This is a genomic window from Paenibacillus sp. IHB B 3415 (assembly GCF_000802655.2).
Taxonomy (GTDB): Bacteria; Bacillota; Bacilli; order Paenibacillales; family Paenibacillaceae; genus Paenibacillus_AQ; species Paenibacillus_AQ phytohabitans.
Window position 1 is genome coordinate 20,765 of sequence record NZ_JUEI01000022.1, and the last position, 25,620, is coordinate 46,384.

29 protein-coding genes, 1 tRNA gene, 1 pseudogene and 1 other annotated feature are annotated in these 25,620 nt (G+C 47.8%); of the genes and pseudogenes, 22 read left to right on the forward strand and 9 right to left on the reverse strand.

Annotation, left to right across the window (positions count from 1 at the left end):
• Nucleotides 1-118: 118 nt before the first annotated feature.
• Entirely contained in the window at nucleotides 119-496 is a 378-nt protein-coding gene (locus QW71_RS11910) for a LytTR family DNA-binding domain-containing protein (RefSeq protein ID WP_039297868.1), read from the forward strand.
• A 61-nt stretch (nucleotides 497-557) separates the two neighbouring features.
• Here QW71_RS11910 and QW71_RS37065 read toward each other — a convergent pair.
• A pseudogene (locus tag QW71_RS37065) lies at nucleotides 558-1,151 on the reverse strand (YdeI family protein).
• Nucleotides 1,152-1,175: 24 nt separating this feature from the next.
• Nucleotides 1,176-1,466, reverse strand: a complete 291-nt coding sequence (locus tag QW71_RS11920) for a hypothetical protein (protein WP_039297871.1) — start codon at nucleotides 1,464-1,466, stop codon at nucleotides 1,176-1,178.
• 163 nt (nucleotides 1,467-1,629) lie between these two features.
• Here QW71_RS11920 and QW71_RS11925 point away from each other — a divergent pair, with 163 nt between their 5' ends.
• On the forward strand, nucleotides 1,630-2,112 hold the full coding sequence (locus QW71_RS11925) for a cupin domain-containing protein (RefSeq protein ID WP_039297873.1): 483 nt from the start codon (nucleotides 1,630-1,632) through the stop codon (nucleotides 2,110-2,112).
• A 73-nt stretch (nucleotides 2,113-2,185) separates the two neighbouring features.
• On the opposite strand, the gene QW71_RS11930 is transcribed toward QW71_RS11925, so the two are convergent.
• Nucleotides 2,186-2,611 (reverse strand): hypothetical protein, encoded by a 426-nt coding sequence (locus QW71_RS11930; protein ID WP_039297874.1) that lies wholly within the window; start codon nucleotides 2,609-2,611, stop codon nucleotides 2,186-2,188.
• Nucleotides 2,612-2,805: 194 nt separating this feature from the next.
• On the opposite strand from QW71_RS11930, the gene QW71_RS11935 reads away from it, so the two are divergent.
• Complete coding sequence (locus QW71_RS11935; protein WP_039297878.1) at nucleotides 2,806-3,777, forward strand: helix-turn-helix transcriptional regulator; 972 nt, start codon at nucleotides 2,806-2,808, stop codon at nucleotides 3,775-3,777.
• Between the two features lie 916 nt (nucleotides 3,778-4,693).
• Here the strand turns inward: QW71_RS11935 and QW71_RS11945 are convergent.
• Nucleotides 4,694-4,924, reverse strand: a complete 231-nt coding sequence (locus QW71_RS11945) for a YuzF family protein (protein ID WP_231575419.1) — start codon at nucleotides 4,922-4,924, stop codon at nucleotides 4,694-4,696.
• Between the two features lie 1,307 nt (nucleotides 4,925-6,231).
• Here QW71_RS11945 and QW71_RS40445 point away from each other — a divergent pair.
• Nucleotides 6,232-6,384 carry a hypothetical protein gene (locus QW71_RS40445; RefSeq protein WP_160311796.1) on the forward strand — a complete coding sequence of 51 codons (153 nt, stop codon included), beginning with the start codon at nucleotides 6,232-6,234 and terminating at the stop codon, nucleotides 6,382-6,384.
• A 507-nt stretch (nucleotides 6,385-6,891) separates the two neighbouring features.
• On the opposite strand, the gene QW71_RS11950 is transcribed toward QW71_RS40445, so the two are convergent.
• Nucleotides 6,892-7,074 (reverse strand): hypothetical protein, encoded by a 183-nt coding sequence (locus QW71_RS11950; RefSeq protein ID WP_039297883.1) that lies wholly within the window; start codon nucleotides 7,072-7,074, stop codon nucleotides 6,892-6,894.
• A 206-nt stretch (nucleotides 7,075-7,280) separates the two neighbouring features.
• Between QW71_RS11950 and QW71_RS11955 the strand changes: the two genes are divergently transcribed.
• A complete protein-coding gene (locus QW71_RS11955; protein ID WP_039297885.1) occupies nucleotides 7,281-7,727 on the forward strand; it encodes a hypothetical protein in 447 nt (148 codons plus the stop codon).
• A gap of 467 nt (nucleotides 7,728-8,194) precedes the next feature.
• On the opposite strand, the gene QW71_RS11960 is transcribed toward QW71_RS11955, so the two are convergent.
• Nucleotides 8,195-8,266 (reverse strand) — tRNA-Val (locus QW71_RS11960).
• Nucleotides 8,267-8,630: 364 nt separating this feature from the next.
• Between QW71_RS11960 and QW71_RS11965 the strand changes: the two genes are divergently transcribed.
• The 7 genes from QW71_RS11965 (at nucleotide 8,631) to QW71_RS11985 (ending at nucleotide 12,605) form a co-directional block, all read left to right on the forward strand.
• A complete protein-coding gene (locus tag QW71_RS11965; RefSeq protein ID WP_047013753.1) occupies nucleotides 8,631-9,098 on the forward strand; it encodes an NUDIX domain-containing protein in 468 nt (155 codons plus the stop codon).
• Between the two features lie 41 nt (nucleotides 9,099-9,139).
• Nucleotides 9,140-9,622 carry an NUDIX hydrolase gene (locus tag QW71_RS11970; RefSeq protein ID WP_039297887.1) on the forward strand — a complete coding sequence of 161 codons (483 nt, stop codon included), beginning with the start codon at nucleotides 9,140-9,142 and terminating at the stop codon, nucleotides 9,620-9,622.
• Between the two features lie 26 nt (nucleotides 9,623-9,648).
• Nucleotides 9,649-9,813, forward strand: a complete 165-nt coding sequence (locus QW71_RS40905; RefSeq protein ID WP_200905916.1) for a hypothetical protein — start codon at nucleotides 9,649-9,651, stop codon at nucleotides 9,811-9,813.
• On the forward strand, nucleotides 9,801-9,926 hold the full coding sequence (locus tag QW71_RS41815) for a hypothetical protein (RefSeq protein WP_268794616.1): 126 nt from the start codon (nucleotides 9,801-9,803) through the stop codon (nucleotides 9,924-9,926). The genes QW71_RS40905 and QW71_RS41815 overlap by 13 nt, the downstream gene beginning before the upstream one ends.
• Nucleotides 9,923-10,405 (forward strand): creatininase family protein, encoded by a 483-nt coding sequence (locus tag QW71_RS40910; protein WP_039297890.1) that lies wholly within the window; start codon nucleotides 9,923-9,925, stop codon nucleotides 10,403-10,405. Before QW71_RS41815 ends, QW71_RS40910 begins: the two co-directional genes overlap by 4 nt.
• Nucleotides 10,406-10,667: 262 nt before the next feature.
• A complete protein-coding gene (locus QW71_RS11980) occupies nucleotides 10,668-11,480 on the forward strand; it encodes a helix-turn-helix transcriptional regulator (protein ID WP_039297893.1) in 813 nt (270 codons plus the stop codon).
• A gap of 174 nt (nucleotides 11,481-11,654) precedes the next feature.
• Nucleotides 11,655-12,605 (forward strand): aldo/keto reductase, encoded by a 951-nt coding sequence (locus QW71_RS11985; RefSeq protein WP_039297895.1) that lies wholly within the window; start codon nucleotides 11,655-11,657, stop codon nucleotides 12,603-12,605.
• A gap of 624 nt (nucleotides 12,606-13,229) precedes the next feature.
• Here the strand turns inward: QW71_RS11985 and metG are convergent.
• Nucleotides 13,230-14,906 (reverse strand): methionine--tRNA ligase, encoded by a 1,677-nt coding sequence (gene metG, locus QW71_RS11990; RefSeq protein ID WP_039297897.1) that lies wholly within the window; start codon nucleotides 14,904-14,906, stop codon nucleotides 13,230-13,232.
• Between the two features lie 49 nt (nucleotides 14,907-14,955).
• Nucleotides 14,956-15,225: a binding site (T-box leader), on the reverse strand.
• A gap of 74 nt (nucleotides 15,226-15,299) precedes the next feature.
• Here metG and QW71_RS11995 point away from each other — a divergent pair.
• From QW71_RS11995 to QW71_RS12015, 6 genes are all read left to right on the forward strand, one after another.
• Nucleotides 15,300-16,385 (forward strand): site-2 protease family protein, encoded by a 1,086-nt coding sequence (locus tag QW71_RS11995; RefSeq protein ID WP_039297899.1) that lies wholly within the window; start codon nucleotides 15,300-15,302, stop codon nucleotides 16,383-16,385.
• A 67-nt stretch (nucleotides 16,386-16,452) separates the two neighbouring features.
• On the forward strand, nucleotides 16,453-16,668 hold the full coding sequence (locus QW71_RS39790) for a hypothetical protein (RefSeq protein WP_152679746.1): 216 nt from the start codon (nucleotides 16,453-16,455) through the stop codon (nucleotides 16,666-16,668).
• A gap of 122 nt (nucleotides 16,669-16,790) precedes the next feature.
• Complete coding sequence (locus tag QW71_RS12000; RefSeq protein WP_039297902.1) at nucleotides 16,791-17,234, forward strand: GNAT family N-acetyltransferase; 444 nt, start codon at nucleotides 16,791-16,793, stop codon at nucleotides 17,232-17,234.
• Between the two features lie 92 nt (nucleotides 17,235-17,326).
• Nucleotides 17,327-17,563 carry a DUF3892 domain-containing protein gene (locus tag QW71_RS12005; RefSeq protein WP_039297904.1) on the forward strand — a complete coding sequence of 79 codons (237 nt, stop codon included), beginning with the start codon at nucleotides 17,327-17,329 and terminating at the stop codon, nucleotides 17,561-17,563.
• A 245-nt stretch (nucleotides 17,564-17,808) separates the two neighbouring features.
• A complete protein-coding gene (locus tag QW71_RS12010) occupies nucleotides 17,809-18,363 on the forward strand; it encodes a hypothetical protein (RefSeq protein ID WP_039297906.1) in 555 nt (184 codons plus the stop codon).
• A gap of 84 nt (nucleotides 18,364-18,447) precedes the next feature.
• On the forward strand, nucleotides 18,448-18,771 hold the full coding sequence (locus tag QW71_RS12015; RefSeq protein ID WP_019911532.1) for a DUF1292 domain-containing protein: 324 nt from the start codon (nucleotides 18,448-18,450) through the stop codon (nucleotides 18,769-18,771).
• Nucleotides 18,772-18,962: 191 nt separating this feature from the next.
• Here the strand turns inward: QW71_RS12015 and QW71_RS12020 are convergent, their stop codons facing one another.
• The gene (locus tag QW71_RS12020) at nucleotides 18,963-20,438 is read right to left on the reverse strand and encodes an aminotransferase class I/II-fold pyridoxal phosphate-dependent enzyme (protein ID WP_039297911.1); all 1,476 of its coding nucleotides are present in this window, start codon (nucleotides 20,436-20,438) and stop codon (nucleotides 18,963-18,965) included.
• A 189-nt stretch (nucleotides 20,439-20,627) separates the two neighbouring features.
• Between QW71_RS12020 and QW71_RS12025 the strand changes: the two genes are divergently transcribed.
• From QW71_RS12025 to QW71_RS12040, 4 genes are all read left to right on the forward strand, one after another.
• Nucleotides 20,628-21,917 (forward strand): MFS transporter, encoded by a 1,290-nt coding sequence (locus tag QW71_RS12025; RefSeq protein WP_047013754.1) that lies wholly within the window; start codon nucleotides 20,628-20,630, stop codon nucleotides 21,915-21,917.
• A 321-nt stretch (nucleotides 21,918-22,238) separates the two neighbouring features.
• On the forward strand, nucleotides 22,239-22,835 hold the full coding sequence (locus QW71_RS12030; RefSeq protein WP_039297913.1) for a hypothetical protein: 597 nt from the start codon (nucleotides 22,239-22,241) through the stop codon (nucleotides 22,833-22,835).
• Nucleotides 22,836-23,103: 268 nt separating this feature from the next.
• Nucleotides 23,104-24,516 carry an NADP-dependent phosphogluconate dehydrogenase gene (gndA, locus tag QW71_RS12035; protein ID WP_039297916.1) on the forward strand — a complete coding sequence of 471 codons (1,413 nt, stop codon included), beginning with the start codon at nucleotides 23,104-23,106 and terminating at the stop codon, nucleotides 24,514-24,516.
• A gap of 147 nt (nucleotides 24,517-24,663) precedes the next feature.
• Nucleotides 24,664-25,212, forward strand: a complete 549-nt coding sequence (locus QW71_RS12040) for a shikimate kinase (protein WP_047013755.1) — start codon at nucleotides 24,664-24,666, stop codon at nucleotides 25,210-25,212.
• A 32-nt stretch (nucleotides 25,213-25,244) separates the two neighbouring features.
• Here QW71_RS12040 and QW71_RS12045 read toward each other — a convergent pair whose 3' ends face one another.
• Nucleotides 25,245-25,553 (reverse strand): rhodanese-like domain-containing protein, encoded by a 309-nt coding sequence (locus QW71_RS12045; protein WP_039297918.1) that lies wholly within the window; start codon nucleotides 25,551-25,553, stop codon nucleotides 25,245-25,247.
• Nucleotides 25,554-25,620 lie beyond the last annotated feature (67 nt).

A 25,620-nucleotide genomic window follows, 5' to 3' on the forward strand; every position in this document is an offset into this window, starting at 1 on the left:
TTTAGTCATTGGAACAAGGCTTCTGCTATAAATCTCCGATCATTAATAAAAAGTGATTATACACAATGATAAATGAATGGCACTGGATGAGGGGAGAAGAAAGAGATGGAGGAATGTTATGATTTATTTAACAGTTACTGAGGATCAGCACGGTGCAGGAATACAACAACTACCAGTCGAGGATATACTTTATATGCAATTCGACAATCGCTTGTTGATCTCCGTTCAAACTGAAGCGGCACAATATTTTACTGTCGGGAATTTAAGATTTTGGGAAGCTGCCTTCGAGAAGGCGGGCTTAAACTTTTTGCGTTTGGACCGGGGGGTCTTAGCGAATCTGGACAAAGTCAAAATGGTGGACTCCACCTATAAATTGGCCTATTTCGGATCGGCCATAAATAATTCCAAGCGTTGTACAATGTCAACCTCCGGATATAAAGCCATTCATGCCAGAATGCCAATATCGGTACCCCAGATAACTCTGCCGTTTATATAATTGTAGGAAGGCCCGTCCCATCTGCCCAAAGGTAAACAGATTCCTATTTTAAGCTGAGCCCCTAATCACTCAATCCCTTGCCGTTCAAAATATGCGGCGTATATTTCTCAACCCGTGCTGTACGGGTTTTGGATTGTTTGGGGTCCGTGAAATAAGTGATATATTGTCTTTTCCGTCCGGGGGTTAGGGCTTCAAAGGCTGCTTGCAAATCCGGATTCTCATCGAGCTTTGTTTGAAACTCTTCAGGAATCTCATACTCCGTATCCTTCTTATAGTCCACTTCCAGACCAGCGGTTTCAACCTCTATGGCAGTATAGATATAGTCTTTAATAGTAGCTTCCCTATCGGCTATTTCTTGAATAGTAGTGAACCGGATCTGGCGCCCGGCCTACACATTCTTGGTTTGTTGAATCAGAATGCCCTGGGGATCAGGCAGCAAGGAGCCTTTGACGAACATAATCGCACAATATTCTTTGAATCCGTGGATTAGAGCGATATTCCCGCCTTGAAACGTATAACAAGGAACCCCCCACTTCAATTCCTCTGTCAGCTGACATCCAAGCAGAACCGCCCGGAGTTTCCCGTATTCTTCCTTCCATTGGCTTGCTTTATTAAAGAAAAAATCCACTTTAGGATTCATTTCACTACCCGTCATTCAGGAACACCTCTTCTTTTTGATTTATATATTGGGATGGCTATCCTCACTGGAAACTTTACGCTCGAAGTCTGTGATGAAGTAACGGCCGGATTGAGTTAGCCTGCTACCGGTAACAACGGCCAACTTTATGCGATTTAGTAAACCGCCCCGTTTAAAAGTAATATTAGTAGCCCAATCTGCTTTATGTATCTCTTCCAGGGCAGCGTAGAAAGCTTTCTTACTAGTGCCTAATTCCCGGAATTCAGGCTCTTCTTCCTGCTCGATATATTTTAGAGTCAGATATATGATGGCTTCATTTCTTTTGATGTTCATTAGATAGGTCCTCTCGGAGTAAACTGCTGTATATTGCTTATTGCTGAATATTAGAGTTTGTAGCAGGGTAGATGGTATAATATAACAAATATGAATAAATGCTATTCATACTACTGGCGGCGATTGGTATAACAATATCACTTACAACTAGGGGGGGACAAGGATGGCTACTATTTTCAATGACAAGAACGTTTCGTTTGAACAAAGACAATCCCCGGTTCCTGAATTCGCCTGGCATACAAGCAGGAAGCTGGCGGAGATGGCAGGGGCGAAGCAATTGCTTTTTGAGATCAGGTCGCTTGATCCAGGGAAGTATTCGTACCCATATCATTTCCATAGAAGTGTTGAAGAGGTATTTGTGATTCTATCAGGCCGGGCTACACTTAGAACGCCAGCAGGGTTTCAGGAAGTGCAGGAAGGTGATACGGTTTTTTTTGAAACGGGGCCGGAAGGGGCGCATCAATTATTTAATCATACCTCCGAGCCTTGCAGGTACTTGGATTTACGTACGAACCTGGGGATCGATATTTGCGAATATCCGGATTCCGGAAAGATCAACATTCTGCCGTACGAGGAAATCTATATGGCGGAAGAGCGGGTGGACTACTATGAAGGCGAGGAAAATGTTGCGGAGAAATGGAAGTGAGCTGGCGTGCGGTCCGGGAGCAGTGTTAAAAGCCCTGCCGCCAGTAATGGTCCGCAGGGCTTTTTTCAATTTTTTAAATTACGCCTTCTCCTCCAATAGCTGTTGCTGTGAATGCTATAGGCCCAAAAAGATTTATAGGCAAGATACTATCATTTTGGATGATCAATTCATAGTTGTGGATTCCAAGATAAGGACCATCAACCCACAGAACATTTAATTGGATATCAGTGTTTGTAGTAAAACGAAAAAAGGATCTATAAATATCGACCCCGGCACGCCGGATAATAACAAAAAATTGACTATTAGCAAGTGCAGTAAGACTAAAACTGCCATTTAACTCGACTCTACTGGAGAAAGAGGCAGGATTAGCAGGACTAATATTTACTTGCGCTGTGGCTAGAGCCGCGCCTGCTCCAGGAATCCCCGCAACCGTTACAGCAGTATTGAACGGGTCTAACGGGATTTTTGCCTCTGAACCATAACTAATAATTGTCGCCATTTATCATCACTCCATTTCATCGGTATACGTTAATATATTGTAAATCCGCAAGTATATATTGGACTTAGTTCCTGATGATTACATACATTTAACTTAAAAAGAGAGAAATGAAATAACAGCAAGTAAAATCAAGTAAGGATCTTCCTTTATCTTTAAAATAAATGTAGGGTGATTGAAACGGGGTGAAATGACGAATGTACGAGTGGCAGAAACAAATTCAAATCATCGTTGATGAAATAGACATATGTATTAAAAATTATAATGATGAAGCTTTGACACTACGCAATCTTTCCCGCAGGCTGGGTTATTCCGAATTTCATACTACGAGAAAATTTAAGGAAATCTCGGGTATGCAATTTAGGGATTATCTGCGGAATAGAAATCTAGCCTTTGCGCTAAAAGAAGTTCGGGATAGTGAAAAAAGCCTTTTAGATATTGCCTTTAATTATGGCTTTTCATCACATGAAGCGTTTACCAGAGCCTTTAAGGGAACCTATGCTGTAACTCCAAGTGATTTCCGGAAAAATCCTAAGCCAGTCGTTCTTCGTACAAAATTAAACCCTTTTGACCGCTACTTTTTAGGATTGGGGGAGATTGGGATGATTAAATCTACAGATGATGTAAAAATTTATTTTGTTACCATTCCCGCTCACAAATTTTTGCACATTAAAAACTATGAGAGTAATGGGTATTGGGATTTTTGGCAAAAGCAAAATCTTATTCAGGGACAGGACTACGAAACCATCTGCGGCTTACTCGATAGTATCAAGGGCAAATTGGATGACGATGGCGGGAGTGAACCTAATGGGGGCAGCGGTCAGATTATGGCGTACATTAATGACCCGGACGGCAGACTGTGCGATTGGGGTATTCCGCGTACAGAGTGTTATGGTGTACGGCTTCCTTTGGATTATAAAGGCGAAGTACCACCACAAATGCTTATGACTGATGTTGCTGAAGCAGAGTATATTGTATTTGAACATGGGCCATTCGATTATGAGCAGGAGAATCGTAGTGTGGAGGAAAAGATTGAACGGGTAATGGCAACTTTTGATTTTGCAGGCACGGGTTACTCATTTGATACTTCCCCCGGTAGAATGATTTACTTTTATTTTAATCCGGAACGGCATTTTAAGTACATCAGACCTGTGCGGAGCCACTTTTAAAGAACACACTCCCGCGGCTGGCAATATGCGCGTTTTGTTTTATATGAAATAAAATAATTTCAGAAATTTAAAGGTCACTGCTTTTAAAAGGTGGCCTTTTTCTATGTCCAGGAGGTGGTTACGATAGGCGATCAGAGCGATTTACCCTAAGTGTGGATGGAACTTAAAGGGCATGAAGAATGAGCGTTTCTACACTCATGCGGCTACACAGAGACGTTTAATAGAGGAGATGATCACAGATCATTGTTGATAACTTCGCGGGGGCGGCGAGGCGAGTACGGGAATGGAGCTGGCTGTTATGTTATGCAATAGCTCGAATCAATTCATCCGCATGGTGGCAATCATTATATAGATTTAATAGGGGCTGTTATAGCCCCTATTAATTACTTCCGTTTCTTACGGCCAATTAAGCCGCCAACTATCCCAAAGATCAAAATACCAACAAAGGCAAATACAATCCAAAAGGCTATACGCACAACTATCACTCCTTTAAATAAACAATACGATAATAGGTGGATTTTCGCAATGAAGGAGGCAGAGGCTATTGATCCTATAAGGATACGACATACGTAGAGGAGGACGAATCGTGGAGGTCCCAAGTTCTACCCCACGGAACGGACCGATCTATACAACAACGAAATGACAGATGCAGTTATTTTAGAGTCTTTTCTAGTCCATTTAAATCTACAGCATCGGAAAAAAGAATATGAAAAAGAGAAGAAGCATAATAATACTGCTTACTCTACTGATCTGGGTATCCCTATCACATATGCCAACATGCAGGGAGGGGAGGATAAAGACCAATTCGATATTTGTATGCAAGCTTTTGGGCTGCAGCAAGTAAGCTTCTCGGGGCTCAGGTGTAAAAGGCAAAAAAAAAGAGCTGCTTTCGCAACTCTCTCTCATGAACTGCCATTTACTCTGGCATGATCCAAACGATCTCACAGATGCGTACAAAGAATTTTCTGCCTCTGGTATCCAATACAACGTGGTCTGGCTTTACATCCATCAAACAGCCGCTAATCCCGCCGCGAGTGGTTTCAAGTACCACCTGCTTACCTTTTACAGACATTAAGGTTTCAACGACATAGGGGTCAATTGGATAGACCATGATTGCTTGCGGCATCTGTTGATGCATTGGATACATTTGATTATTCAGCACTTTGTTACCTCCCGAATGGTTATACCTCATGCTATGCAAACGCCTAATTAAAGAGCTAGGCGAGAGCCCATTTAAGATAGGTGCTAAGCGTTATGACACAAATAAGTAATAATAATAATTCAACGGAGGGAATGGTTTCGGACAATGTAGAGTCTAATTGTATCGTAATCAGATCTATCACTCTGGAGTTGGGAAGGAGCACAACCATGAGCGAACATGAAAAGTTTCCTCACCCACACCGGAGCAGCTAAAAGAGATAGCAACCAAACACGGATTAATAGACTGGAACATTTTAATAGCAGGTTACTAAGGAGCTGTTGGCTGCCCTAGATTGAGCAAAATCATCGTCAATTATGTCACGAAAAGAGCATATTGCACATGCTGTCACCAGAAACTTCCGCAGATCGCAACCAGCAAGGAGATACAATTCACGATCAGAAAAGAGGACGTGACCGACTGGGCAGAACAAGAAAGTTAGGATAGTTCGGCGGAGAGTCCCGATGAACTTGCTGAAATGGCAAGAGATTTTACCAATGGAATTATTAGTTTCCATGCTGCGGATATGCAAGACCGAGTCATTATAGAGAAAAGTGAACTGAACAGGGTGAAGGAGTTTATTTCAGGAGAAGTTGTTGGTCAGGCCGAAGGCCATCGAGACGCGACCAGATAATCCTAGCGCAGGGGGCCGGTTAGTGTTAGCTATTAATTACTAATGATATACCATAATAATATATAAGTTATTCCGAAGAAAAGGATTACACCCAGTATTGAGATGGCAAGAAGAATAAGGATAACTTTATTTCCGTTCATAAATTCACCTCTTAAATAAAATACCTCTCCCAATTTTTAGTGTAGGGGAGAGGTCGAAGAGAAAGATGGGGCAAGCCCTCACAACTCGATTGTAAAGGATTGGTAGAGAACTATCAAATACACATTTGAATGTAGGCTACCTAATGGAGACAAAACCCATACCAAACTATCCAGGATACAGCGTAAGCCGGGACGGAGTGATCTTCAGCAGCCGCAACAGCCGGGAGGGACGCCGAAGGTGATCAAAGTAAATTTGGGTGGAAAGGTGAACCTGAACGGGCTGGGCTGGCAGAAGGTCAGGGAACCCCATGGAGGTAGCGCGGGAAGTGTGGAAGATCAAAGCTGAACCAGTGGAAGTCAAGGTAGATAAACCAAACTATAAGCGAGTCCGAATCGCGGAAGAAGATGAAGGTATCGCAATCAAACTAATCATTGGTGGAAGGACCTATGTGCTTCAACCATGAACCCCGGGAGGTAGGAATATGCTAAATGACAACAACACGATGATAGATGATTATGATCTGATCGACAAAGACCCCGAAGAATGCAGACGCCGGGGCATGGAGGCTAACGGTATAACCGAATCCCAATTATCCGTAGTAACTCCGCACGAATTCCACTCTATACTAATATAATGTTCTATATGAATTATACGGAAGAACCATACTCTCCCAGGAAGGGGGCATTTGCGTTAAAAAAGTTTTAATTATTGTCACGCGAATATTTTTTAAGATCTATTATATTTATATTACATGGTTCAGAAGAACCAACAGTATAATCCAGAAGCAAAATTAAAGGCCGCGTGGATATAATCGCAGGCTCGATTTTTGTAGGGGGGATAATATTGCTGGAGTTTGTAGTCATCTTAGATGTACTAATAGTTGTATCAGCAGTAGCAGCATCTGTTTTGTTAAGCAAGAGACAGAAGGGGTATCCAAAGGAAAAGGTTATCAGTTCACTCAAAATTACAATTCAGGATGTAGACCGAATGGAAGACGGATAATGAAGGCTTTATGGGATCATCGTGGAAGGATATATATCAGAATTAATTAATATATCCGGCGCCAGGTTCGTTCGGGAACGATTTGAATTTTGAGTATACATAAAATAAACCCGTCAGGCATTGGCCCGGCGGGTTTATTTTATGGGGTTTTCTGTATACGTTTAATCGCCCAGATAGGAAATGATATGCTAGTTCCAATTAATTGTATGTATCCAGTTTGCTCGTCTTTAATAAATGTACCGGAGTAATTTTCACCACTTATTAGATGAAAAAGTAAAGGGTTAGCCGTTTCTAAAATAGAGTGAATCTCGATTGGTTTCATACATAGGCAACTCCTTCATAAGTCTTACTTATACAATACCTACCTGTGCTATTTTTCAAACCGATAGTCAGTGATAATGATGTGAATTTAGTAAATTTTTCTTAATTGAATTTGTGTTTCAAAATGCGATATACTGGATTGCAAAAGTAAAAGACTATAATAGCTAAATGAGAAATTAAACAGGCTATTTGTTAGGAGGTTTCTTTATGAAAAAAATAATAACGCTCGTTCAAGCTTTCAAAGATTTAGAGGAACGGATTAATGATTTTATTAATGATGATTCAAGCATTGAATATGTAGAAGGGTCCGAAGAAGTGGTAGCTGGCGGAGCCTACGCATGGTCAAAATTAAAACCAGTAGCTATTAGTAGACAAGAGCATATTGATGCTGATTACATGGAATTAGCAGAAAAGGTACGCACAGTACTGAAAAAGGATAATAGCCCAAATATTCAAAAGTTTGAGCATAGCTACGAATTAATTTTGAATTACATACGTCAAGATACCTTGTTGTGGGTTCCTGGTTTAAAGAGTGTCCTTAATGAAATCAAATATGAACTAGACATTCAACAGTTTTATTTTGTAGACCAAGAGGATTCGTTAATTTCAGGAAGATCTCATGGGTTAAATGAGTCATTGCTATTTGGAATATAGTATATAGGACTCTATACTATCCTCAAAATCCCGTCAACCTTAACTGGTCGGCGGGCTTGTTTTTGGGTTATACTATAAACTCTGTAAAGACTTGAATCAAGCAAACCACATTTGGCCGGTTATCATCTGGACCTTCGCTCGCAATCAGAAGATTAAAACGTATACCATAACATACGATAAACCAATAACAAAAAAATACTTAAAACATAAAGTAAAGAAGTACGCTCTTTTTCATGAATATTACGCTTCCAGCGAAAGTAAAAGTAATTACCCCGGATAAGATATACGAACTTGAAATATCTAAATAAACGAAACGGCTGCCCAAGTTGTAAATAGGGTAGCCGTTTTTTTGGTGGCAAAAAAATCTCGTCCCCAATCCGCCCCCATCTCAAGAAAGTTGAAGGGATGCTATAATCTAAAAAAGACAAAACCCTTATAAAATAAGGGTTTTGTCAGGTAGTGCAGTATAGGACGGATGGGGTTCGAACCCATGACCCCTACCCTGTCAAGATAGTGCTCTCCCGCTGAGCTACCGTCCTGCAACGAAATTTATAATACCATACGATGTGAGGGAATGGCAAGAATTTTTTATAACGAAGAAATAGGCTGGATGACATATGTTATTTATTGGAAATAAATAGGAGGTAGTGCTATGCTGCTCTGGGGAAGCGGATCTCGGCGGAAGAGAAGAAGACCGGCCGTGATTTGACAGGTGAGATTAATCCCTTTACTGGTGGCAGATAATAAGTTAGGTTGCAGGTCCCGCTGAATGTGAGCGGGGCTTTTTTTGCAGCGAAAAAGTTGAGCGACACGGTAAAGATTTTATAATATAATGATGGCGGTTGTCTGGGAATATCTCTCAATCATTCCATTATACATAATGAAGCCGAAGGAGTTCTTCTAATGATCGTAACTTTGCATGAATCCGAATGGCCTGAGTCCGGGGCGGGTCTGAAATATGTTGTGATTGTCATGAAGCAGGGTGAGGACTGGGTTCTGGTGCGGCACCGCGAGCGGTCCACATGGGAATTTGCCGGGGGACATATTGAAGCAGGAGAGAGTCCTGATGAAGCTGCCGCGAGGGAGCTGTATGAGGAAACGGGCGCAGAGGCGTACAAGTTATACCCTATATGCGTATATTCGGTTAGCAGAGAAGAAGTCCCCGCGAGCTACGGGATGCTGTACTTTGCAGCTGTAGATAAGTTCGGCCCCTTGCCCCCATATGAAATGGAGGAGATTTGCAGATTCAGAGAAATACCGGAAACGGTTACGTATCCGGGGATATATCCCACGCTAATCGCGATAGTAACTGAATATATCAAGCAGCTGAGCGGAAATGCCAATGAAAGCAGATCTATTGAGCAAGTGTAATTTGGTGCGCAATAATCATACCATTGAACGGAGTGATTGCCATGTTTATGCCTACTCATATTGTTGCGGTGGGCGGGATTGTAAAGAATGAACTGGGAGAAATTTTACTGGTAAAAACGTTTAAGGGCGGCTGGAAGTTCCCCGGCGGGCAGGTGGAGGCAGGTGAGAATCTGATGGATGCGCTAACCCGTGAAATACAGGAGGAAAGTGGCATCCTCACTGTTGTTGACCGGCTGATCGGCGTGTATTCCAATACGGGGATGTACAAAGGGCATGACGGTGTAACCGATGTTCCGACCAAAGTGATGCTGGACTATGTGTGCCGGCCAATCGGCGGGGCATTAGCAACATCGGATGAAACATCGGAGAGCTGTTGGGTCAACCGGGATAAAGTGCTTGAGATGATTACCAGCCCCGCTATCCGCACCCGTTATGAAGCTTATCTGGCATTTGACGGTACAGTCGCTTATATGGCCTACCAGACCGAGCCCGAATTTACAGTAAGTCTGAGCAGGAAGATATAATGCAGTATCATATAAGGAGATTATAGATGAACGTAGAATATGGGAAATTAACTTTTCTGGAGATCAAGCAAAAAGCAGCCGAAGGCTATATGGCTATTATTCCAACCGGCTGCACGGAGCAGCAGGGGCGGATTTTGATATCTGGCTGGCTACCGAGCTGTCTATTGAAGCAGCAACTATGGCAAATTTGAGCTACGGTGTGAAGTCGCTGGTAATTCCGACGATTCCATTTGGTCCAACTCCCGAGCACCGTAATTACGGCTATGGCTACATCGACATCCCGCAGAAGGTGTATGAGGATTGATCTATGCGGTTCTGGTTTCACTGGCCGGCCAGGGCTTCAGGCAACTCGTGATTATGCGCGGCTGCGGCAGACATATGCTGAACCAGGTGGCTGTGAAATTTAATCAGGAGTATGCAGGAAAAGCCATGGTTCATATTCCGCATCATCCGTTCCATGAGGTCTGGTGTACACATGCCGATCCGCATATTCCGGGTGGTCATGCCGACAGCTTCACCACATCACTGGGACTCTACAAACATCCCGAGTGCATCCGTGAGGAGCTGATTGAGAATCCCGGCAGCAGTGAACCGGACTGGGACGATCCCGGACTCGACTTCACCAAGTACTCGGCAACGGGTGTCATTGGTGATCCGACTCATGCCAGCGAAGAATTAGGACGCAAGCTGTGGAAGGGCTCTTTGGAGGCTATCGCAGCCGAGCTGCAGAAGATTGCTGCACATTCTGTTGAGATTAGTCAGGCTGAAGCTTCCAGGCTGTAATGGAACCGTAGGTGAGCAGCTGAAAGAAAGACAAGCGAAATAGTTTAGCCCCATAAGCCTCGTCCATGTTACCGCACCAGCGGCTTGGAGAAGCCAATGGGGCTATTGCTATAGCTGGCGGTACGAATGCGAAAGTGGCTCTGCAGTTTTTTATGCGAGAGATTATGTTATAGCTTCTCAGGTCCGAGTTCCGTGTAAGTTTGTGAACGCCAGAGAATAAGGTAGAATAGGGACACCAATTGCTGTGAGAAGAGGTTAGTTTATGAGCGATGAGAATTCGAAGTTCAAGCGGCTTGGAGAGTATCTGAAATCACGCCGGGACCGGCTGCAGCCTGAAGCTGCAGGGCTTAAGGAAACGAACAGCCAGCGCAGAACACCCGGACTACGGCGGGAGGAAGTGGCGATTCTGGCGGGTGTCAGCAGCACCTATTATACGTGGCTGGAGCAAGGCAGAGAAGTTACCGCTTCCAGAGAGATTATGGAGAGTCTCAGCCAGGCCCTGCGCTTGACCCCTGATGAGCGGACGCATCTGTTCGAGCTGTGGAATCCAGGCATCCCGGATACAGTTCCTTCTATTAATACGGTGAGTCCCGAGCTGAATCCGCAGTGGCGGGATATAATCAGCCAGCTGTCTTATCCGTCTTTTATTACGAATGAGCGGTCCGAGGTTCTGGCCTGGAATGATAAGGCGGGTGAAGTCCTTAGCAATTTCGGGAAGCTGCCCGCTTCCGAGCGCATTATGCTCCGTCTGTTGTTTCTCGATCAGGGGCTGCGCCGCCGGATGCTGAATTGGGAGGAGTTCGCGCTCTATTCAGTAGCTGTGTTCAGAACCTATTATGACATGCATCTGCACGACCCCTGGTATAAAGACATGGTAGTGAAGCTCAGTGAGGACAGTATGGATTTCGCTGAGATGTGGAAGCTGCACAATATTCAAGGCAAAAAAGTAAATCGTGTAGTCATACAAAGTCTAAGCACGAATCAATCTGTGACCTATGACATTAACTCCGTTGCGAGTCTGGCCGATCATCCGGGTCTGCATATCTGTATTTATACACCTGTGGCAGAGAGCTGAGAATCGAATGGAGTCACTTGAACGGCCTGTCTGTTTCTATTTCTGTTCTGTGCTGTTCTGTTCCCTGGTAATGATCTTACTAGCATAAACGTACTGTGGCTGCTCCATGGCAGGAAGGTTAGAATAGGGACATATCCGAAGAATCTTTCACCGGGAAAAGAGGGAGACAACCAAATGCAGACAAGAACACTCGGAAACGAAGGGCTGGCAGTATCGGCTCTGGGACTAGGAACGATGATGATGCCGGACAATGAAGAGTCGGTAAAAGTGATCCATGGGGCACTCGACCTGGGAGTAACCCTGCTGGACACAGCAGATATCTATGGAGATTTCGCGCAGCAGCGTTTTGGCAGCAATGAGAGGCTCGTGGGCCGCGCGCTTAAAGGCAGACGGGATAAAGCGGTTATTGCGACCAAATTTGGCGTTACGCATACTCAGGGCCCCAAGGGTGATCCGGCTTATATCAAAAAATCCGTAGATTCCAGCTTATACCATCTTGGTATGGATTATATTGATTTGTATTATCAGCACCGTCCTGATCCGAACACACCTATCGAGGAGACTATAGGCACGTTGGCTGAACTGGTCAAGGAAGGAAAGATCCGCTACATTGGCTTATCGGAAGCTTCCCCTGAGCTGATACGCCGTGCACATGCGGTACATCCCATTACGGCACTGCAGACAGAATATTCGCTCTGGAGCCGGGAGGTAGAGGATGAAATATTGCCGCTGGTCAAAGAACTGGGCATCGGATTCGTACCTTATAGTCCGCTGGGCCGCGGATTTCTGACCGGTCAGATTAAAAGCTTTGACGACCTGCCGGCGGACGATTACCGCCGTCACTATCCGCGGTTCCAGGGAGAGAATTTCGCCAGGAATCTCGAAGTGGTCTCGCTGATCGGGCAGATGGCAGCCGAGAAGGACTGTGCTCCTTCGCAGCTTGCGCTGGCCTGGCTGCTTGCGCAGGGTGAGCAAATTGTGCCGATCCCGGGAACAAAGCGGCTGGAGCGGGTACAAGAGAATCTCGGCGCGTTGCAGGTGGTATTGTCAGCGGAAGATCTGGCCCGGATCGAGCGGATCTCCCCGCAGGGTGTTGCAGCCGGAGGGCGCTTTCCCGGCCATTAAGGGCTGAAGGGTTAAGAATTGCAGCAGCATCAGTTATGCATTGAAATCCAAAAGCGTTCTTATCTGCACCGCTTATTTTTGTGAGCGGTCTGCGGATAAGAACGCTTTTGGAGTTGCGCCGGCATATCGCTGGTGTTCGGAAACTTGTGGAAACAGAAACAGGTAACAGGTGACAGGTGACAGGTAACAAGTAACAGGTAACGAATAGCAGGTAGCAGGTGTACTGGAGCAAGTGTTCATCGCAAAAGTGAATCGGACTGAGAGGACCCTATTTCCCGAAAAAGCCGCTTTTGAGGCTGAATCGGACTGAGATTCCGTTATTTTGTTCATCCGGCCCCAAAATGAGGGGTGGCCGGGCATATAAGAGATTCTCAGTCCGTTTGACCGGGGAATCTGCCTGATTTGCAGGAATAGAGGAATCTCAGTCCGCCTCATCAGCCAGCTGACGAGGGGATGATGAAGCTCCCGCTCAACCTTCGTCAAGTTCGGGAACACCGCCAGATCCCGCAAGTTCCCGCCAAATCCACCAAAGATGTTGCTGCTAAGCTGCAGCAGCAGCCGTATTCACCTATTAGAGACTAATTAGTGGAAACACTTCGGTAGCCACGCTTAAAGCTCAGGCTGCTAACCCTCGCCGTCACGGCGCTGCAAGCTCTTGAGGCGCTCGGTTTCCTCCTCAATCCGCGCCACATCAATCCGTTCGAACAATAATTCCAGCCCCTGCACCCGCTGATGCGCCGGAACGGACACTGGCTGCCATACAGGCTGTTCTAAGGCCAAGAACCGCCTGATCTTGCCGCAGGAGAATGGAATGAACGGGTTCAGCAGGTTGGACAGATTAGCAATGATCTGTACACAGGTATACAGCGTACTGGCACAGGCGGCGGGGTCATTTTTAATCTGCAGCCACGGCTGCTGCTGATCGAAATATTTGTTGGCCTGGCGGATATGGGTGAAGACATGCTCGAGCGCTTCTTTGAAGCTGCCCCCCTCAATAAGTCTCCCGGTCTCGCTGTACAGAGTACTAATGCTGCTGGCCCAAACGGCATCCATTGTGCCCTCAGGCACCTCGCCATTCCAGAACTTATTCACGAATACCAGACTGCGGTTGACGAAATTACCGAAGGCACCCAGCAGCTCGCTGTTATGGCTGTAGATGAATTCTCTCCACGAGAAGTCGGCATCCCGTTTCTCAGGACCGTTCGCTGTCAGGAAATACCGGATGGAATCCGGGTCGTAGCGGCTGAGAATATCCGGCACCCAGACGGCCCAGTTACGGCTTGTGGAGAATTTCTCCCCTTCCAGCGTCATGTATTCACAGGAGAAGATGCGGTCCGGCAGATGCAGGTCTTCAGCACCCAGCAGCAGAGCCGGCCAGATCAGGCTGTGAAAAGGCACATTATCCTTGCCGTGCACATAATAGGCCGTAATGGGAGGGTTCCCGGCGTCCTTGTCCTCAGAGGATTCCAGCCAGAAATCCTCCCAGCGGTTGCCGGTCCCGGCAGCCCACTGTTTGCTGGCGGACAGATAGCCGCTGACCGCTTCGATCCACACATAGATTTTTTTGTCCGTGAAGCCGTCCGCCGGAACATCCACCCCCCAGTCCAGATCCCGCGTTGCGGCGCGGTCCTGCAGTCCTTCCTGCAGATATCTGCGGGTTAAGCGCACAGCATTGTCTCTCCATCCCTGCGCAGAATCTACGTATTCCGAGAGTGCGCTTTGGAAGCTGGACAGTGACAAATAATAATGCAGGGTGGAACGCAGCACTGGCGGGGTTCCGCAGATTTTGCAGGTACGCTCCAGCAGGTCAACCGGGTCGAGCATCGTAGAACAGTAATCACATTGGTCACCCCGGGCCTGCTGTCCGCAGACCGGGCAGATTCCCTCTACATAACGGTCCGGCAAGTAGCGCTCATCCTGCTCACAGTAGCATTGGAGCGTGGACTTCTGGTACAGATACCCGTTATCCAGCAGCTTAAGGAACAGCTCCTGCACTACGCTGTGATGATGCTCCTGATCGGTCCGGGTGTACAAGTCATAGGTGAATCCCAGCGTGCGGAAGCAATCTGCGAACTCCTGATGATATCTGCTGGCGAATTCACCAGGGGATACACCTTCCTGCGCTGCCTGTACAGCAACTGGAGTGCCGTGGCAGTCACTGCCGGAGACATAGAGTACAGCGTCGCCTTTGGCACGGTGATAGCGGGCCAGGATATCTCCCGGCAGAATACTCGCAAGCCTGCCCAGATGCAAGGAGCCATTGGCATACGGCCAAGCCCCTCCGATAAAAATGTTTGTCATCTAAATTCCTCCTAAGGTTCGGTTGAACACAAAAAAGACTCTCATCCCCAAAAGGGACGAGAGCCTGTGCTCACGTGTTACCACCCAAATTCATCAATGCCTTGCGGCATCCACCTCTTCAGGTACGTCCGCATAAGCCTGCGGGTATACCCTAGCATGGTAACGGATGCGGGTTCCGGCGCAGCCTACGTCCCGTTCATGCGGGCTTCGATGCGCAGCTCTGAGACCATATTCCCTTGGGTTTTCTTTGCTCCTTTTCAGCGGCTGGAGCTCTCTGTGAAAGAATGGCCAAGGTACTCTTTCTCTTCATAGCTATTGTGGTTATCCTAATTACTGGATATCATATATGCAGGTGCAGGCGAATGTCAACACCAGATACAGAAATAAAGGAGAATGAGACTTTTGCCGGAAAACAAGCAGGAAAAGAAAAGCTCAGGCATAATGGGATGGCTTGGTAGCGTAGGGGTCCTGCTGCTGCTGAAGGGCAAAACCATTCTGTCTCTGCTTAAGCTGGGGAAGATTGCGGGACCGCTGATTTCGATGATGGTATCTATCTGGGCCTACGCATTGATCTCACCCTGGCAATTTGCAGTGGGCTTCGTTGCCTTATTATTTGTTCATGAGATCGGCCATGTTATCGCCGCCAAGCGGATCGGGCTGCCGGTGAGCGCACCGCTGTTTGTTCCTTTTATGGGCGCATTAATTACGATGAAGAAACAACCGCTGGATGCCAGAGAGGAAGCCTATGTTGCTTTTGGAGGCCCCATTCTGGGGAGCATTGGCGCGGCCGCCGTCTTCGGAGCAGCTTATTACTATCAGAGCCCGCTGCTGTATTCACTAGCCTATGTCGGGTTTTTCCTTAACCTGATCAACCTGCTGCCGATTCATCCGCTGGATGGGGGAAGAATTGCAACTGCGGTTACCCGGTGGTTATGGCTGGTAGGTCTGGTTGGAGGTCTGGCAGTGATCATCTATCTTAAATCTATTCTGTTCGGTATTATCTGGCTGTTATTTGCCTATGACATGTACAAGAAATATATCAGCCGGCGCACGAAGAATCAGATGCATGCCGTATTGAAGAGCTTCCTGATACCGATTGAGGATTTGCAGGATCAAGGGTATCTGATTCCCGGACCTGAGCACAAAAGGGAGCTGCCTTTTACCACCTACAGTGATTTGAACCGCCAGCAATATCTTGGTGTCCGCTGGGACAATCTGGACTACTACGGTACAACGACTATGCCTGTACAGTCTATGATCAGTAAAGTCCGGATCGTGCAGCTGGACCAGCTGTATGTAGATACTAAGCTGCAGCTGAAGATGCAGTGTGAGATCAGTTTTACAGTGTTTGATAATGATAAATATTATGATGTGCCGGCCGCGTCACGCTGGAGATATGGTATTGCTTATTTTGTACTCGCAGGCTTTCTCGGCGGCATGATGTACCTTGTGCATATCGTTGGCAATGTAAATCTGTAAGGACTCGTTTATGAAGCCCCTGATTCGTCAAAGCTGTATAGAGCCAAGAAGAACAGGGGGTACAACTATGCGCAGGTCAATAGTGTGGAGCGGAGTCATTGGAGTATGTGTGATGCTGGGGACGGCCGGATGTGCGGCTGGCGGTGAGGCTCCCGGGTATACGGGGATTCATAAGATGACCGGGCTGGATGGCAGACTGGATACACCGGATGGTCTTATATCACCGGTTATGCAGGATGTGTACGACCGTTCGATTCCGGAAGAGGTGTATTCCATTCAGTAGTCCGGCGGACGCGGCTTATCCGTCTTCCCTATCCCTGAAGACCTGAGGCTCTATACAGGATATTAAAAATTCTGTATAATGGCTCAATGTTGATTGGACCTACAGAGAGGGGTTAGAGGAGAATGGCAGTAGAAATCGTACATGTCACTACAGAGGAGCAGCTCCAGATGGCGCTTGCGATCCGCAATAAAGTATTCGTGGACGAACAAAAGGTGCCGGCTGAAGAGGAAATGGATGAATATGATGTGATCGGTGACAATGCGCATCATTTCCTGCTTAAGGACAACGGGGAGCCGGCAGCTACCGGAAGACTAATTTATTACAAGGCAGAGACTGCTAAAATGCAGCGGATTGCTGTTCACGAGCAATACCGGTCCAAGGGTTTCGGACGGATTTTACTGCTCGCCATGGAGGGGCATGCCCGTGAACTCGGTCTGGTAGCTTCTATTCTCGATGCCCAGTGTCATGCAGAAGCCTTTTACAGCAAACTGGGCTATGAAGTGATTTCTCTGGAGCCCTTCTATGATGCCGGTATTCTTCATGTGAGAATGCAGAAAACGCTCTAATCAGAACTGGTACATACTCTTTCGATTCTATGGACAAGCTATCTGTGAGCCAGAATGATGGCTAATCCCAGGCGCGAAGGAGAAGATCCTAAGTGATGAACAACGAACGTGAACGCTTTATTGCAGCCCAACGAAACGGTGATGGTGATCTGACCAAGTTCCAGACCTCTTCCGGCCGTGTGCTGGATTATCAGCAGGCACTTCAGGAGGTTCAGTCCGGGAGTATTGCCGGAGTCAACGCATTCAAAGGGAAAGACGGAGAAATGTATATTCGCGGCGATGCAGATGGGGATCCTACCAACAATCTGGATCAGCTTCCGCAATTTTAACCAGGCATAGATAACAGGATGAAACGGCCGGGCAAGCATCTATTCGATGTAATTGTCCGGCTTTTTTTGTGTTGCGGGGAGGGCACATTTCCCTGAAATTCCATAGATTCCATACCGAAACCGGTTGCATAATGGTGCGTTTTTCTTTTCTACTGCAAAAAGAAATAATTCCCTGAATTCTGCGCAACTTGTCGAAGGGTTGGTAGTATACATTAACAGCATGAATTATTTGGAGGGGCTCTACAATGAGATGGAGAAAAATTGCTCTATGCGTGGTTGTGTTTTCCATGATGGGAAGCTCATATTTGTTCGCTGACGCTGTAAACCAGAAAATCAAAGTGTGGAGCAATGGAAAGGAAATAGCTGATGGGGGCTATTTAATTGACGGCAAGGCCTATATCCCTGCGAGAGAAGCGGGAGGTGTCGTCAGCTGGGACGGTTCAGGCAAAGTGACGATCCTCAAGCCTAATGTGCATATTGTGCTGTTCAAGGGTGATACGGTATTCGGCAATGTAAACACAGGCAAGCTGAAGATGAAGATCCTAACCCAGGTTGACAGCCTGAAGGACAGCGTCTCAGCTGTGAAGGTGGCAATCACCGATCCGTCAGGGAATGTGAAGGATATTCTGGAGGATGCCGGCGGCTCGAAGAATGAGGACTTCTGGTTCTCCACCCCGGAATTCACCTATGATTTCAAAGAATCCGGCAAATACAGTGTAGGGTTCTTCATCAAGTCATCCAAGAGCGGAGATTACGTTCTTGTGTCAGAAAAGGTGGTTACGGCTTCGGCCAAGAATTAACCGGGGTCTGCAAATTGACCTGAACTTATCTTACGTGTTACGATACCAAATGTAGGATAATTCAATTTAAAGTGAGGTATTTCAATGAGCGATCACAAACATGAGCATGGCCATGAACATGGTGAAGCATGCGGTTGCGGACATGATCACGACCATGAGCACGAGGAGTTTGTGCTGACCTTGACGAACGAGCAGGGCGAAGATGTAGAGATGGTGCTGGTAGAAACGTTTGACGTAGGCGAGAAGTTATACGCACTGCTGCTCGAGCGCGAAAACCCTGAAGCAGACGGCATCATTCTGCGTATGGAAGAAGAAGACGAAGAAATGGTACTCTACAACATTGAAGATGAAGCTGAATGGAAAGCTGTTGAAGAAGCTTACAACGAGCTGCTGGCCCAGCAAGAATAGATTTCAGTGAATCAAGTACTTAGGCTTGCTGTCTTGGACAAGACAGCACCGCCTAATACAAAACCCCCCGAATAGATTTCAGTGAATCAAGTACTTAGGCTTGCTGTCTTGGACAAGACAGCACCGCCTAATACAAAACCCCGATACTGTAACAGTATCGGGGTTTTGTATTGCTGCAGGGCCAGAGCCGATTAAGAAATCGGCTCAGCCTCTACAATTACTTTGATGTTGGTAATGCTGCGGTCCTCAGGGCCTTTGACCGGCAGGCCGATTTCCACATGGTCGATGATATAGTCAATGTTATCTTGGGTAATAACTTCACCAGGGAGAAGAATCGGGATGCCCGGCGGATAAACATAGATAAATTCTGCAATAATGTAGCCTGCAGACTCCCGGAAGGGAACCAGCTGTGTATCGGCGTAGAAGGCATCTCTCGGAATCAGGGCCAGCTGCGGAATATTCGGCACCTGCACCTTCATCTCATAGATCTCACCTTTGCTGTAATGGATCGCTGAGAGCACGCGCAGAGCGGCTAACAACTTATCTACCGATTCCTGGGTATCTCCAGGGGTAATCAGGCAAAGAATATTATACATGTCGCTGAGTTCTACTTCGATGTTATACTTCTGACGCAGCCAGTTCTCGGTTTCGTATCCGGTAATGCCCAGATGGCGGACGTGAATGTTAAGCTTGGTCGGATCGAGATTGAAGGTAGCCTCTGTACCGAGAATTTCTTTGCCGAAGCTGTACAAGCCTTCAATGCTGTTAATGGCATCCCGGGCATAGTTGGATAAGGCGATGGTTCTTGAGGCCATCTCATGCCCGTTTAGCGCCAGGTTGCGTCTGGAGGTATCCAGAGAAGCAAGCAGAATATATGAAGTTGAAGTTGTGGTCAGCATGCTGAGAATGGTTTGTACCCGCTGAGGGTTAACAAGACCTGTCTTGGCATTGAGATTCAGTACCGAGCTCTGCGTCATGGAGCCGCCCAGTTTATGCACGCTGGTTGCTGCCATATCCGCACCGGCCTGCATGGCCGATACCGGTAATTCCTCATGAAAATGAATCAATACTCCATGTGCCTCGTCCACGAGTACGGGAACCCCGTAACTGTGGGCCAGGTCGACAATCGAACGCAGGTCAGCGCACACGCCAAAATACGTCGGATTGATAACGAGGACACCTTTGGCATCCGGATGGCGCCTCAAAGCCCGTTCGAGCGAGCTTGTGGTTATGCCGTGGTCTATCCCAAGATTCTCATCCTGTACAGGAGAGACGAAAATAGGCTTGGCTCCGGAGAAAATAATGGCCGACATCACTGATTTGTGAATATTGCGCGGCACAATAATTTTATCTCCTTCTGAGCAGACAGAGAGGATCATAGTCATGATGGCATTGCTCGTGCCTTGTACACTGAAATACGTGTAATCGGCGCCGAAGGCCTCTGCAGCCAGCTTCTGAGCTTCAAGAATAACCCCGGTGGGCTGATGAAGGTCATCAAGCGGTGCAATATTGATCAAATCTATGGATAGAGCGTTATCGCCGATAAACTCACGGAATTCGGCATCGGTCCCTAGCCCCTTCTTATGTCCCGGAATATGAAATTGAACTGGGTTTCCGGCGGCATGCTTTTTGAGAGCTGTGAAGAGGGGAGTTACATGTTGATCCATTTAATGCTGTCACAACCTTTCGCGAAGAGTCGATTTTTCAAAATATAAGGAAATATTAGTTTACACTAAACTTCATCCTTATATTTCTCGCTGAAACGGATACCGTCCATTAGAGGACGGACTAGCCATTTCTGCTTGAGCAAGCATCAGTATAACAAATCAATCAACATAATACTAGGATGTGATGAAATGTCTGGCAAAGTAGCGCAGCGTATGCATATCAATTTGGCCTCGCCGTTCATTGTGGAGATGTGGGTCATTATTTTTCTGGTCGAATTCGTCAAAGGATCGCTGCTGGTAGCCCTGCTGCCAGTCTACATGGAGAATATTCTGGGCCTGTCGGTGACGGTGGTCGGCTTCGCCTTTGCCCTGCAGTATCTGGGAGATAATCTGTTCCGCAGCCCGTTCGGCTGGGTGATGGAGCGGATTGGCTACCGCTGGACGATGACAGGTGCACTGCTGCTGATTCTGGTGGCTGTCGGGCTGATCATCTATGCCAAAGATGCAACCACATTGTCTATTGCCTGTCTAGTCCTGGGCATCGGTACTTCGCCGCTATGGCCTTGTACTATGACCGGGATTACCGAACTTGCCGGATCTACAGAAAGCGGCAGCAGCGGGGCGGCGATGGGCGCTGTGGAGATGGCATCGCTGGCCGGTACCGGGATCGGCCCGATCATCGTCAATTTCATGATGGACCATGGCGGTCAGAGCTACCGTACAGTATTCCTGGTGCTGATGGGCTTCGCCGCCGCTGTTGTAGCTGTGGCGCTGCTGCTGCCGTCCCGGATTGGCGGCCATGCGCCTCATGTCGTCCGTGAGATGAATCCCGAAGGGGCCGCAGTGCCGCGCACGCCGCTGCGGCCGCTGCAGAGCCTGAAGCGGACCTGGCATCAGGTCAGAACTTCGCTGAAGGTAAGCCGGCTGCTCTTCCCGGCGCTGTTCCTGCAGGCTTTTGCCATCGGACTCATGACCCCGGTGGTCACTTTGTTCGCCCGCTCCGAGCTGCATGTGACGCCTAACCAGTTCAGCCTGCTGCTGATTGCCGGCGGAGGCATCACGGTGCTGGCGCTAATCCCGGCGGGCAAGCTGGTTGATAAGATCGGGACATCGGTCTTCCTCAACATCGGCTTCCTGCTGGCAGCCTGCTCCCTGGCGTTCTTCTCGCAGGTCCGCTGGCTGCCGCTGGCCTTCGTTGCCGTGGCGCTGGTCGGAATAAGCTATGCGCTTATTCTGCCGGCATGGAATGCCTTTCTGGCCAAGCAGGTGCCCAAGGGAGAGCGGGGGACGGTCTGGGGCCTGTTCCTGACGCTGCAGGGCTCAGGAATGGTCGCAGGTCCCGTGTTGTCCGGCAAGCTGTGGGATTCCGTCAGCCATAGTGCGCCTTTTCTGGCCAGTGCAGGTGTAATGGTCCTGCTCTTCGGACTGCATCTGCTGATTGTCCACCGGACGAAACTGAAACAAGGCAGTGTGCATTAAGTGCTGTTTTTCTTAAAGTATTAGGGAACACTAAAGCCGCAGACAGACCGGTAAACCCGGCTGCCTGCGGCTTTTATATAGTTTATTTTGCCAATTGATCAGGGAATGACGTCAAAAGTAGGGTTTGGCGTTTGGAAAAGGCGCAAAGCGGGTAAAAATAGTCAATAAACCAAGTTACCGCTACATAAAATGAAGTATAAAATAAGTGTAAGACGAATGCAAAATGATGGTGTGTATGTGGAGGTCCGGCAGTCAGTTCTACTTCTTAAGTTAGGCCATGAAACTGGCTATGCTGTAACCAAGCAGTTAGGGGGGAGTGCCGTGAACAAAAATGACGAAGTGGAGTACTGCAATCTGGAGCTCCGGTTTGACAGACAACATATCCAGGACTTGATCAAGGATCTGATAAAGGAAGGCTATTCCCTTTACTGGAGTGAGAATGAGAATGTTTTTCTTATTTCGGTGCGCACCGGACGCAAGCTTGTGAAGCTGCGCTTCCAGCGGATTAAGGATGGCTTCAAGCTGGTGGGAGATTATATGATCCGTGATGCGCGCCTGGCTGAATGGATGGAGAAGCTGATTGGTGATATGCGCGGCCATGCTGTAGTCAAACGTTTCCGCGACCGCCAGATTATTATTGAGAATATTCTATTCGGCGAAGTGATCCGCCTGGTGGAGATTTCCGGATATCAGCAGCGTGTCCTGTACCAGAAAGGTCCGCTGCTATCCGATCAGGAACTGACGAAGCTGTTCTACTCTATTGAAGGTGAGGAGCGGATCCGTGACCGCCGGCTGGAGGTTGATGAGCAGCTGGACCGGCTGAGTGAAGCCATGCGCAATAAGGATTCTGCAGAGGTGGAGGCTTGCACGGCCAGGCTGAACATTCTGACCAGGGAGCTTGCCGCACTTGAATGGTGAAATTGAATGAATTATCTTCTGTTCAAGGCACCCTGCTTCCGGGGTGCCTTGAACTTTGTAATGCAAGTTGCGTGCAGGGGTTCACTTCTGCGCCCAAAACCGTTAAAATAGTCATTGTGAGCAATTTCCCTGATTCTTAGGACTTTGTCAATGAAATTGATCTCTCTTTCGCAGGCAGAACTTTGCTGTCTCTGACAAAGGGTGGTATTCTTATACTGCGAGAAATGGATTTCACAAAAAATACAGGGTGCAAAGGGTGGAGAACCAGATGTCAAAACAACAAATCGGCGTCATTGGCTTGGCGGTAATGGGCAAAAATTTGGCTCTTAACATCGAGAGCAAAGGCTTTAGCGTATCCGTGTTTAACCGTTCCCCGGAGAAGACACATGATCTGGTCGCAGAAGCAGCAGGCAAAAACCTGGTAGGTACTTTCTCAGTCGAGGAGTTTGTACAATCCTTGGAAGTGCCGCGCAAAATTCTGATCATGGTTCAGGCGGGCAAAGCAACCGATGCTACCATTGAGCAGCTGCTGCCTTTCTTGGATCAAGGCGATATTATTATCGATGGCGGTAACGCTTATTTCCCTGACACCGTTCGCCGCAGCAAATATCTTGAGGACAAAGGCTTCCGTTTCGTCGGCACCGGCGTATCCGGCGGCGAAGAAGGCGCATTGAAAGGCCCTTCCATTATGCCTGGCGGTCAGGAAAGCGCGTATAAGCTGGTTGAACCTATTCTTACGGCTATTTCTGCCAAAGTGGACGGAGAGCCTTGCTGTACATATATCGGACCGGACGGTGCCGGACACTATGTGAAAATGGTGCATAACGGCATTGAGTACGGCGACATGCAGCTGATCGGCGAAGCGTATCATTTGCTGAAAGATGTGCTGGGCCTGGATGCCAAGGAACTGCACAACACCTTCGCAGAGTGGAACAGCGGCGAGCTGGACAGCTACCTGATCGAGATTACTAAGGATATCTTCGCGCAGTATGACGAAGAAACAGGCAAACCAATGGTTGATGTCATCCTTGACGCTGCCGGACAAAAGGGTACCGGCAAATGGACAAGCCAAAGCTCGCTGGATCTCGGCGTGCCTCTGTCCATGATCACCGAATCCGTATTCTCCCGCTTCCTGTCTGCGATGAAGGAAGAACGCGTTGAAGCCAGCAAAGTGCTGAGCGGTCCTGCTGCTGTGGCCTTCGATGGTGACAAGGCTGAATTCATCGAGAACGTGCGTAAAGCATTGTTCGCCAGCAAAATCGTATCGTATGCACAAGGCTTCGCACAGCTGCGTGTAGCTTCTGATGAATACGGCTGGGATCTGAAATATGGTGAACTGGCTAAGATCTGGCGCGGCGGCTGCATTATCCGCTCCCGGTTCCTGCAGAACATCACGGATGCCTATGCCAATAATGCAGACCTGAAGAACCTGCTGCTTGATCCGTTCTTCAAGGATGTTATGGATAACTACCAATCCGCATGGCGCAAAGTTATTGCTTCGGCCGTAACCCTGGGTATTCCGGTTCCAGGCTTCTCCAGTGCGCTTGCTTACTATGACAGCTACCGTACAGAACGCCTTCCGGCGAACCTGCTGCAGGCACAACGCGATTATTTCGGCGCCCACACCTTCAAACGCGTGGACAAAGAAGGCGTATTCCACCACAACTGGCTGGCTGAATAACAGTAACCGCCCAGCTTAGGCTATTGAGAGCCCGAAATGCTTTTCGCTTCCTGCGGAGAGCTTTCGGGCTTTTTTGCACCTATGCTGCATTGTGCAAACTTTTCACCCTGTGTTATGATATGACAAATGTCGCGGTTGGAGGTAGTTATGGCTGGGGATCAGGAAGAACAGCAGAATATACGGAATATAACAGAGAACAGAAATATCATACTTGTTGGAATGATGGCTACGGGGAAGTCAACGGTAGGCGCTATGCTGGCTGAGGAGCTTGGATATGAACTGGTTGATCTGGATGCAGTGATTACGGAGAGTGAAGGCCGGAGTATTGCTGATATTTTTGCCGCAGGCGGCGAAGAGGCTTTCCGGAAGATTGAATCGGCCGTACTGAAGCGGATGCTGCAGGGTGAACGCAGAATTATCTCTACAGGCGGAGGCGCAGTGCTGGCACCCGGTAATGCGGAAGTTATGCTCGAGCAGGGACTTGTTGTGGCACTTACAGCCACTGAGGAAGCGATTATCGCCCGTGTCAGCGGGGATGAGAACCGGCCGCTGCTCGCCGGCAATGCTGCAGAACGGGTCCGCGCTATTATGGAGCAGCGCAGGGAAGCTTACCGTTTCGCGCACTGCACGGTCGATACAACGGAGCTGAATGTGGCCGAAGTCTCACAATATATTTTAATGCATTACCGCGCTTGAGCTTTTAAGTGTGTTTGCGTTCGTGATTTAGACTAGGCTTGTTCGGTTTCATTCCATTCAATCATGCCGCCGCTCAGATTCGAGCCCTTAATGCCAAATTGCTGCAGATATTCGCAGACACGCTGGCTGCGGTTGCCGGAACGGCAAATGAAGATGATCTCGGTATCAGCCGGAAGCTCATCAGTCTGCTGCGGGATCAGGCCCATCGGGATATGCTGCGCACCGGGAATCATGCCGAAGGCAACCTCATCATCTTCGCGGACGTCGATCAGAACAAGCTCTTCGCCTGAAGCGAGTCGCTCACGCAGTTCCTGCGGTGTAATCTGTGGGATTTCATTCATGGTTGTACCCTCTTTTCTGTCCTAATAGAATGTATCAATGATAACACAACTGCGGATTACCCTGTCA